Source organism: Deltaproteobacteria bacterium, from assembly GCA_030654105.1.
In the GTDB taxonomy this organism is placed as follows: domain Bacteria; phylum Desulfobacterota; class SM23-61; order SM23-61; family SM23-61; genus JAHJQK01.
Genome location: JAURYC010000345.1, coordinates 1 through 6,828, shown reverse-complemented (window position 1 = coordinate 6,828; position 6,828 = coordinate 1). Strand labels below are relative to the sequence as shown.

General features: G+C 49.6%; 6 protein-coding genes. 3 read left to right on the top strand and 3 right to left on the bottom strand.

The genetic code is table 11. The features are described 5' to 3' along the window. Positions 1-248 precede the first annotated feature (248 nt). The 3 genes from Q7V48_15160 to Q7V48_15150 are packed head-to-tail and all read right to left on the bottom strand — an operon-like array spanning position 249 to position 4,130. Complete coding sequence (locus Q7V48_15160) at positions 249-1,436, bottom strand: glycosyltransferase (GenBank protein ID MDO9212066.1); 1,188 nt, start codon at positions 1,434-1,436, stop codon at positions 249-251. A 56-nt stretch (positions 1,437-1,492) separates the two neighbouring features. Further along, positions 1,493-2,530: a hydroxyacid dehydrogenase gene (locus Q7V48_15155; protein MDO9212065.1), complete on the bottom strand. Its 1,038-nt coding sequence runs from the start codon at positions 2,528-2,530 to the stop codon at positions 1,493-1,495. Further along, entirely contained in the window at positions 2,517-4,130 is a 1,614-nt protein-coding gene (locus Q7V48_15150) for an amidohydrolase (protein MDO9212064.1), read from the bottom strand. Before Q7V48_15150 ends, Q7V48_15155 begins: the two co-directional genes overlap by 14 nt. A gap of 298 nt (positions 4,131-4,428) precedes the next feature. Between Q7V48_15150 and rplM the strand changes: the two genes are divergently transcribed. The 3 genes from rplM to argC all read left to right on the top strand — a co-directional run bounded on the left by rplM (position 4,429) and on the right by argC (position 6,451). After that, complete coding sequence (gene rplM / locus Q7V48_15145; protein ID MDO9212063.1) at positions 4,429-4,854, top strand: 50S ribosomal protein L13; 426 nt, start codon at positions 4,429-4,431, stop codon at positions 4,852-4,854. Between the two features lie 12 nt (positions 4,855-4,866). Next, a complete protein-coding gene (gene rpsI, locus Q7V48_15140; GenBank protein MDO9212062.1) occupies positions 4,867-5,259 on the top strand; it encodes a 30S ribosomal protein S9 in 393 nt (130 codons plus the stop codon). Positions 5,260-5,413: 154 nt separating this feature from the next. Beyond that, positions 5,414-6,451: an N-acetyl-gamma-glutamyl-phosphate reductase gene (gene argC, locus Q7V48_15135; GenBank protein ID MDO9212061.1), complete on the top strand. Its 1,038-nt coding sequence runs from the start codon at positions 5,414-5,416 to the stop codon at positions 6,449-6,451. Positions 6,452-6,828: the final 377 nt, after the last annotated feature.

The window sequence follows — 6,828 nt, the reverse complement described above, 5'->3', positions numbered from 1 at the left end:
GTTCTTATAACCTTTTCAATCATTCTGTTAATTGCTTCAACATTCTTCGCCATTCTACGCCATCCCTCTCCTCCCCAATAACTATGGCGAAGAATTTAAAAAAGTTGTCTTAGGGAAGCTCCCAGGCCAGCAGCGCCTGCCCCAGCCCGCTGACCCCAAACATTATCGGTCTTTAAGATTTCCGCAAAAATGACGAAAAGAGTAGCGCGTGAAAATTTAAAAAGAAGGAGGCCTTTATGGGGAAAATATTATTGGCTATCTTTTCCATTTTCTTTGTTTTCAGCGGGATCGCCTTGACCGAAGAGGTTCGCGTCAGTTACAACGGGAAAACCGGAGACAAAAGCCTGGACTTGTCCCTGAAGAACCTTAACATCCAGGCCCAGGGAGACATCTTTAGGGTCCTGGAGACAACGCTCTCTCATCTCCAGGGCTTCGGCCAAATTTCTAAAACCGAAAATTTCATCTTCGGGCCCGAATAAAGCTTCAACCTCTGGAGACCATTCACTAAGAACCGGACATCTGCAAACAATGGCGTCGAAAATCCGCTGGCTCAGACCAGTCCGGCTTTGGGGCTGACGAACATCCAGGACGAAGGTGCTGTTGCTGTAAACTCTTCTAAGCTCATCTCCATACTCAATCCGACCCTGATAGAGATTTTCCCTTAGAAGGCTGCTCCACCCTTCATCCCCGAATACCCCACCTCCTGGTTTTATAACATTTGAAACAATTTCCCGCCGCTTGATCATCCCAACATGATAAACTAAGGCCTGAACCCATAGTCGACATAACTGGTCTCCTTGGATCGAATACAAATCATGTTTGGTTTTTTGGGCAAGGTTCCTCCAGGCCAAGTTGTGGAGCGGCTGCCGAAAGTCTTCTCGGTAATCAAGCCAGATAGCCTCAACATCTTCCCTGAATCCCGGAGTATTTCTGGGAACCTCGGATAAAATGCCGTTGGGATGAGCTGTAGAGCCGACAAAAACACCCCCCGGGTAAAGTAATCCGCAATCTGCCCGTTCCGGCCAGAAAACCGAGGGGTCTGTGGCCAGAGGGAGATAAGCCAATGGCCTTCCGCGCCATGAAAATTCTCTATGGGTAATCGCTTCGTCCCAGCAAAAGGCTAAAGTCCAATCAGGTTCACAAACCTCTGGGAAGCCATATCCATCAGGATCATCTGCAAACCAAATAATCCAAGGAATTCGTAAAGATAATTGAAACTCTTTCAGGTTGGATATGAATTCAGGATTCGCCCCAAGATCCAAGGTAAAAATGGCATCATATCCGTTGCTAATCTCTTTTAAGGTTTGATACTGAAGGGGACGTTGCGGAACCGCCAGATCAAGGACTTTCACCCCGCAAGATTGGAAGGCTCTGACCATGGATGCATGGATGGCAGGGAGAACATAGCCTTTGGCTTTGAGGGCCAGGATGCGCATTAATTTCGTTTCCACCGCAGAGAACGAGGAGAACGCAGAGAAAGGCTTTTTAGAATTCAGCGTTTATACTGAAAGCTGATTGCTGACCGCTTATTCGCTGAGGCATTGATGAGGCATTCCGGACTCCGGCCGTTTAGGATATCCCGGATCTGCCTGACTACGGCATCAGAAAGGCGCTCACCCGCTTCCTGCGTCAAGGCCCCCATATGCGGCGCTAGAACGACGTTCTCCAACCTGGAAAAGGGGTGGTCGCCGGAAATCGGTTCGTCGGCGAAGACATCAAGAGCTGCCCCTCTGATGCGGTTTTGCTTCAGGGTTTCCAGCAAAACGGGCTCGTCAATCACCTTCCCCCGTGAAGTATTGATTAGCAAAGCCTTTGGTTTCATCATCGCCAGAGCTCTGGCATTTATCATTCTCTTCGTTTCAGAAGTGAGGGGAACGTGCAGGGTGACGATGTCCGCGCTCGAAAGAAGTTCTTCCAAAGGGGGCGTTTCCATCTTATGGGAGGCATTCGCTGCAGGTTGAGCAAAAGGGTCGTAAACCAGGATCTTCATGTCGAAGCCCCTGGCGATCCTAGCCACTCGCGACCCGATTTGCCCCAAGCCAATGATACCCAGAGTCTTTCCCTGAAGTTCATTGCCCATAACCCACTCCGGCAAATTTCTACCTGTTTTTGGCCATCCATTTTCTCTGACCCAGCGGTCGGCGCGGTTTATTCGGCGTAGCAGGCAAAGCATAAGGCCAAAGGTAAGCTCGGCCACGGCTTGGGCATTCTCTCCCCGGCAGTTGCAGACGACGACCCCTCGACTTGCTAAGGAATCAACATTAATGTGGTCATATCCTGCACCATAGGCGATCACCCCTTTTAGGCCCGGAGCCTGCTCGAGGACTTGCGAGTTAATCTTGATGTATTCAGAGACGATGACCCGCACGGATGCCGATCTACCCAACCGTTCAGCCAGTTCCTGATGGTCTCGGACATCCGCCCAGGCGAACCCACCCATCGCAACAATCTCCGCCAATGCTTTTTCTGACATGAAAAAGCGGTCGGCCAATACAACCGGAACGGAAAAAATTTCGTTATTGGCCTTCATAAACGATCCTTCCACCGACCACAGTCATTTTTACCCGGCAATCGGAAATCGCCTCCGGGGGAACCTCCAGAGGATTTTTATCGAGCACTACCAGATCGGCCACCTTGCCTTCCTTCAAGGTTCCCCGCTCTTTTTCCTCGAAGGAAAAATAGGCTGCTTCCCGAGTGTATAAAGCGACTGCCTCTTCAGCTTTTAGGCATTCTGCTGGACCGAATTTTTTTCCGCTTGGGGTTTTACGGCAGATGGAGTCGCGCACTCCAATCAAAGGGTTGGGTTCTGCCACCGGGCAGTCCGAAGAAAAGCCCAGTTTGATCCCCCGTTGCAGAAGGGTTTTAAAACGATAAAGTTCCTGGGAGCGTTCCGGCCCGTAAGCCTCGATGAACCCGTCGCCGAGGAGGGAGAAGAAATTAGCCTGGCTGCAAATATATAGGTTCAGTTCTTTCACCCGGTCGATCTGAGAAGGCATGAGGTTCCCGGCGTGGACGATATGGTGGCGCAAAGGATTTCCTTTTTCTATGACCCTGCCGAAGGCTTTAAGCAGCATCTCCAAAGCCCGGTCTCCCTGCGCATGCACGGATATCTGGTATCCAGCCTGATCGAATTTCTCGATTTCCCGGTTGATCCCCTTCTGGTCGTAGTTCAAAATTCCCTTTCCTGCTCCGGGTGGATAGGCGTAGGGTTTGGAAACGGCTGCGGTTCGGCTGCTCATCCCCCCGTCCAGGAAAATTTTAATAGCCCCGATTCTCACCCATTCGGAACCAAACCCCCGCTTGATTCCCGCAGCTAAGAGCGGGTCGGCCCATTGGTTCAGGATATAAGCGTAAAGGCGGAAGGGGAAATGGTCGGCCTCTGCCGCCTCCTGATAAGTACGGAGCGTCAAAGCGTCAACGAACGGGTCGTGGGCGCCGACAATGCCCAGGCTCTGGAAACGGGCCGCGCAACGGGACATCATTTCTATTCTCCCCTGCCGGTCATATTCACTCATCATCTTCGAATAAATGGAAGGGCTCTGGAAGAATAAAGGTCCCATAAAAGCCGATTCACTCAAAATACCATTTGGTTCGCCTTGCTCATCACGGGCGATGATTCCTCCGGGAGGGTTGGGGGTTTTCTTGGTGAATCCTAATTCTTTCAAAGCGCGGCTATTGACCACTGCACCGTGAACGGAAACATGGACCAGGCAGATGGGGTGTTTTTTTGAGGCCCGGTCAAGGTCCACCCGGGTGAGATCTTTTTTATCGTCGAGCAAATAAGGAGCATAACCCCAACCCATGATCCACTTTCCGGGCGGTGTTTTCGCGGCTTTGGCCCTCAAAGCTTCCACCACATCCTCCCCCCGCACGCAGCCAGCGGCTGGCCGGCAATCTGCCTGGTCAGTAAGCAAGGCATAGAGGCAAAAATGATTGTGCGTGTCGATAAATCCTGGCAGTACCGTCTGCCCCTGGAGGTCGATGACCCTCGTCCCGGGTGTGGCCAGTTTTTCGATCTCCGCTGCCTGGCCCAGCTTAGCAATGCGGCCGAATTGCACAGCTATGGCTTCGGCCTGCGGTGCTGATTTTTCCATGGTCAGGATATTTGCATTCTTGAAAATTGTCTCCATCACCCCTCCCCCTTTCCGCTTGGACAAACTTTTAAATCCCCCCAACCCCCCTTTCTAAAAGGGGGGGGGCGAGGGGGGATTTTCCTTTTCCCCTTTTACCAAAAAAGAAAAGGGTAGGTCAAGGGAGGATTTTTCATTTTCTAAAATCTTCCGAAAACCCTTTCCTATCCGGGCCCAAAAAGGGGAAGGTAACTCCTGGAAAAGCTTGATATGAATAAAATTTCTATAGGAATTTTTATTGACATAATAATTTTCATTTAATATAATTAATATTTAAAATCTTTTATGAGGTTATTTCATGGCAACTCCTATACCGAAAAAGGGGGAGATCATAAGGAAGTGGCATCTAGTGGACGCCAACGGCAAAACGCTGGGGCGGTTGGCTTCCCGAGTGGCGATTCTCCTCCGGGGGAAGCATAAACCCACTTTTACCCCGCATATGGATGTAGGCGATTTCGTTGTCGTGGTCAACGCCGATAAAGTAGCTCTGACAGGTAATAAATGGAAACAAAAGCTTTATATTCATCACTCGGGATACCCTGGCGGACTCAAATCCATTAGTGCCGAAAAAATGAAAGAGAAAAAACCTGAACGGTTGATCACCATGGCCGTGCAAGGAATGCTCCCTAAAAATAAATTAGGTCGAAAACTTTTAAAGAAACTGAAAGTTTATTCCGGCGAAGCGCATCCTCACCAAGCCCAGCAGCCTGAGGCTTTCGCCTAAAAGGAAGAGAAAATGCCCGAAAAGACATTCTACGCAACCGGTAAAAGAAAAACGTCTATCGCCCGGGTTTGGATGAGGCCAGGCGCAGGTAAGGTCACAGTCAATGACCAAGAGCTGGGCAGTTACTTCAGATTGGAGACAGCTAAAGTGATGGTTTCCCAGCCTCTCGAACTCACCGGAACCCTTGGTCAGTTTGACATCTCCGCTACCGTCCGAGGAGGAGGAATTATAGGCCAGGCCGGTGCCCTCCGTCACGGAATCACCCGGGCGCTTCTGACAGTGAAGGACGAATTCCGCGAAAGCCTCAAAAAGGCCGGCCTTATCACCCGGGACTCGCGGATCAAAGAACGTAAAAAATACGGACAGAAAGGGGCTCGCAAGAGATTCCAATTCTCCAAGCGTTAATACCCTTGGAAAGGAAAAAGGAAGGCTCTTCAGCCTTCCTTTTTTTTCGTCCAAAAATCAACTATGACGAAGTTTTCCTCCCTTTTCAACCCTCCTATCTTGAGGGGGTGCGAGAAGGGGAAATCCTTTCATTTTAAATTTTAGGAGAAAAGCCATGACGCGCGTGGGGATTGTAGGTGCCACAGGATATACGGGACTGGAGCTTGTACGTCTGCTCCTCAGGCACTCCCAAGTAAAAATGACCGCCTTAACGGCGGAACGGTACGTGGGCCAGCCAATCTGGAAAGTCTTTCCTTCGGTGATGAAAGAAACGGATTTGATTTGCCAGCCTTTAGAAGTTGAACCTTTAGTGCAAACCTGCGATTTTCTCTTTACCGCCCTTCCTCACAAGGCTGCAATGGATATCGTTCCGAGGTTTATCCAAAGAGGCCTGAAGGTCGTGGACCTGAGCGCCGATTTTCGCCTGGCAGATCCCAAAGTCTACGAGGAATGGTATGAACCGCACACTGCCCCGGCGTTCCTGAAGCACGCCGTATACGGAATTCCGGAGCTTCATCGGGAAGAAATCAAAAAAACTTCGCTGGTTGCCAACCCTGGTTGTTATCCAACCAGCATCATCCTGGGTCTGGCGCCGGCTTTAAAGAATAAGCTCATCGACCACCGGACCATCATCGCCGATTCCAAATCGGGGGTCAGCGGGGCCGGGAGGTCGGCTGTCCTCTCCTCTCTTTTTGCAGAGGTGAGCGAAAATTTTAAGGCCTACAAAGTCGCCGAGCACCGGCACACCCCGGAGATCGAGCAAGAATTAAGCTGGTTGGCAGGAGAGAAAGTCGTCATCACCTTCACCCCCCATTTGGTTCCGATGAAACGGGGTATCCTGTCTACGATCTACGCTTCACTTGAAAAACCCTATTCTGAAAATGAGATTCTGGACCTCTATCGTAATTTTTACGCCAATGAAAAATTCATCCGCATCCATCCCGCCGATCTTCTTCCCAGCACGGCGGACGTGTTGGGATCCAACTACTGCGACATCGGCTTGAGAGTCGATAAAAGAAACAACCGTTTGATTTTGCTGGCAGCGATCGATAATCTGGTCAAAGGTGCATCGGGTCAGGCTGTCCAGAACATGAATTTGATGCTCGGCCTCGAGGAATCCCTGGGCCTCGACATCGTCCCTTTATATCCATAAAAACATCTTCGCCACAGAGGACACAGAGATCACAGAGTAGAATAAAAAATCAGGTATTAAAAACAAATAAAAATTTTTTTGCCTTTCGCTTTTATAACTATTTTTTCCTCTGTGTTCTCTGTACTACTAACGTTCAATTTCTGAAAATTCTGTTAAGATTATTTTCTAAAATTTTTTATCTGTGTTTATCCGTATTCATCCGTGTCCTAAGTTGTTTTTTGTTCTAAAGATTTTGGTTATAGCTCTGTGATCTCTGTGCCCTCTGTGGCTAATGTTTTTTAGTTGCGGCTCTGCCGCGCTGTGATCTCTGTGGCAAAAAAAGGGGATTTGAAAATGGAATGTGCTATGAAGAAAAATCTGGAGAAGTGCACCTGCTC

Bases quoted from the DNA above. Each gene is read 5' to 3' on its own strand.
- Q7V48_15160 (MDO9212066.1), bottom strand. From the start codon at position 1,436: ATGCGCATCCTGGCCCTCAAAGCCAAAGGCTATGTTCTCCCTGCCATC.
- Q7V48_15155 (MDO9212065.1), bottom strand. From the start codon at position 2,530: ATGAAGGCCAATAACGAAATTTTTTCCGTTCCGGTTGTATTGGCCGAC.
- Q7V48_15150 (MDO9212064.1), bottom strand. From the start codon at position 4,130: ATGGAGACAATTTTCAAGAATGCAAATATCCTGACCATGGAAAAATCA.
- rplM (MDO9212063.1), top strand. From the start codon at position 4,429: ATGGCAACTCCTATACCGAAAAAGGGGGAGATCATAAGGAAGTGGCAT.
- rpsI (MDO9212062.1), top strand. From the start codon at position 4,867: ATGCCCGAAAAGACATTCTACGCAACCGGTAAAAGAAAAACGTCTATC.
- argC (MDO9212061.1), top strand. From the start codon at position 5,414: ATGACGCGCGTGGGGATTGTAGGTGCCACAGGATATACGGGACTGGAG.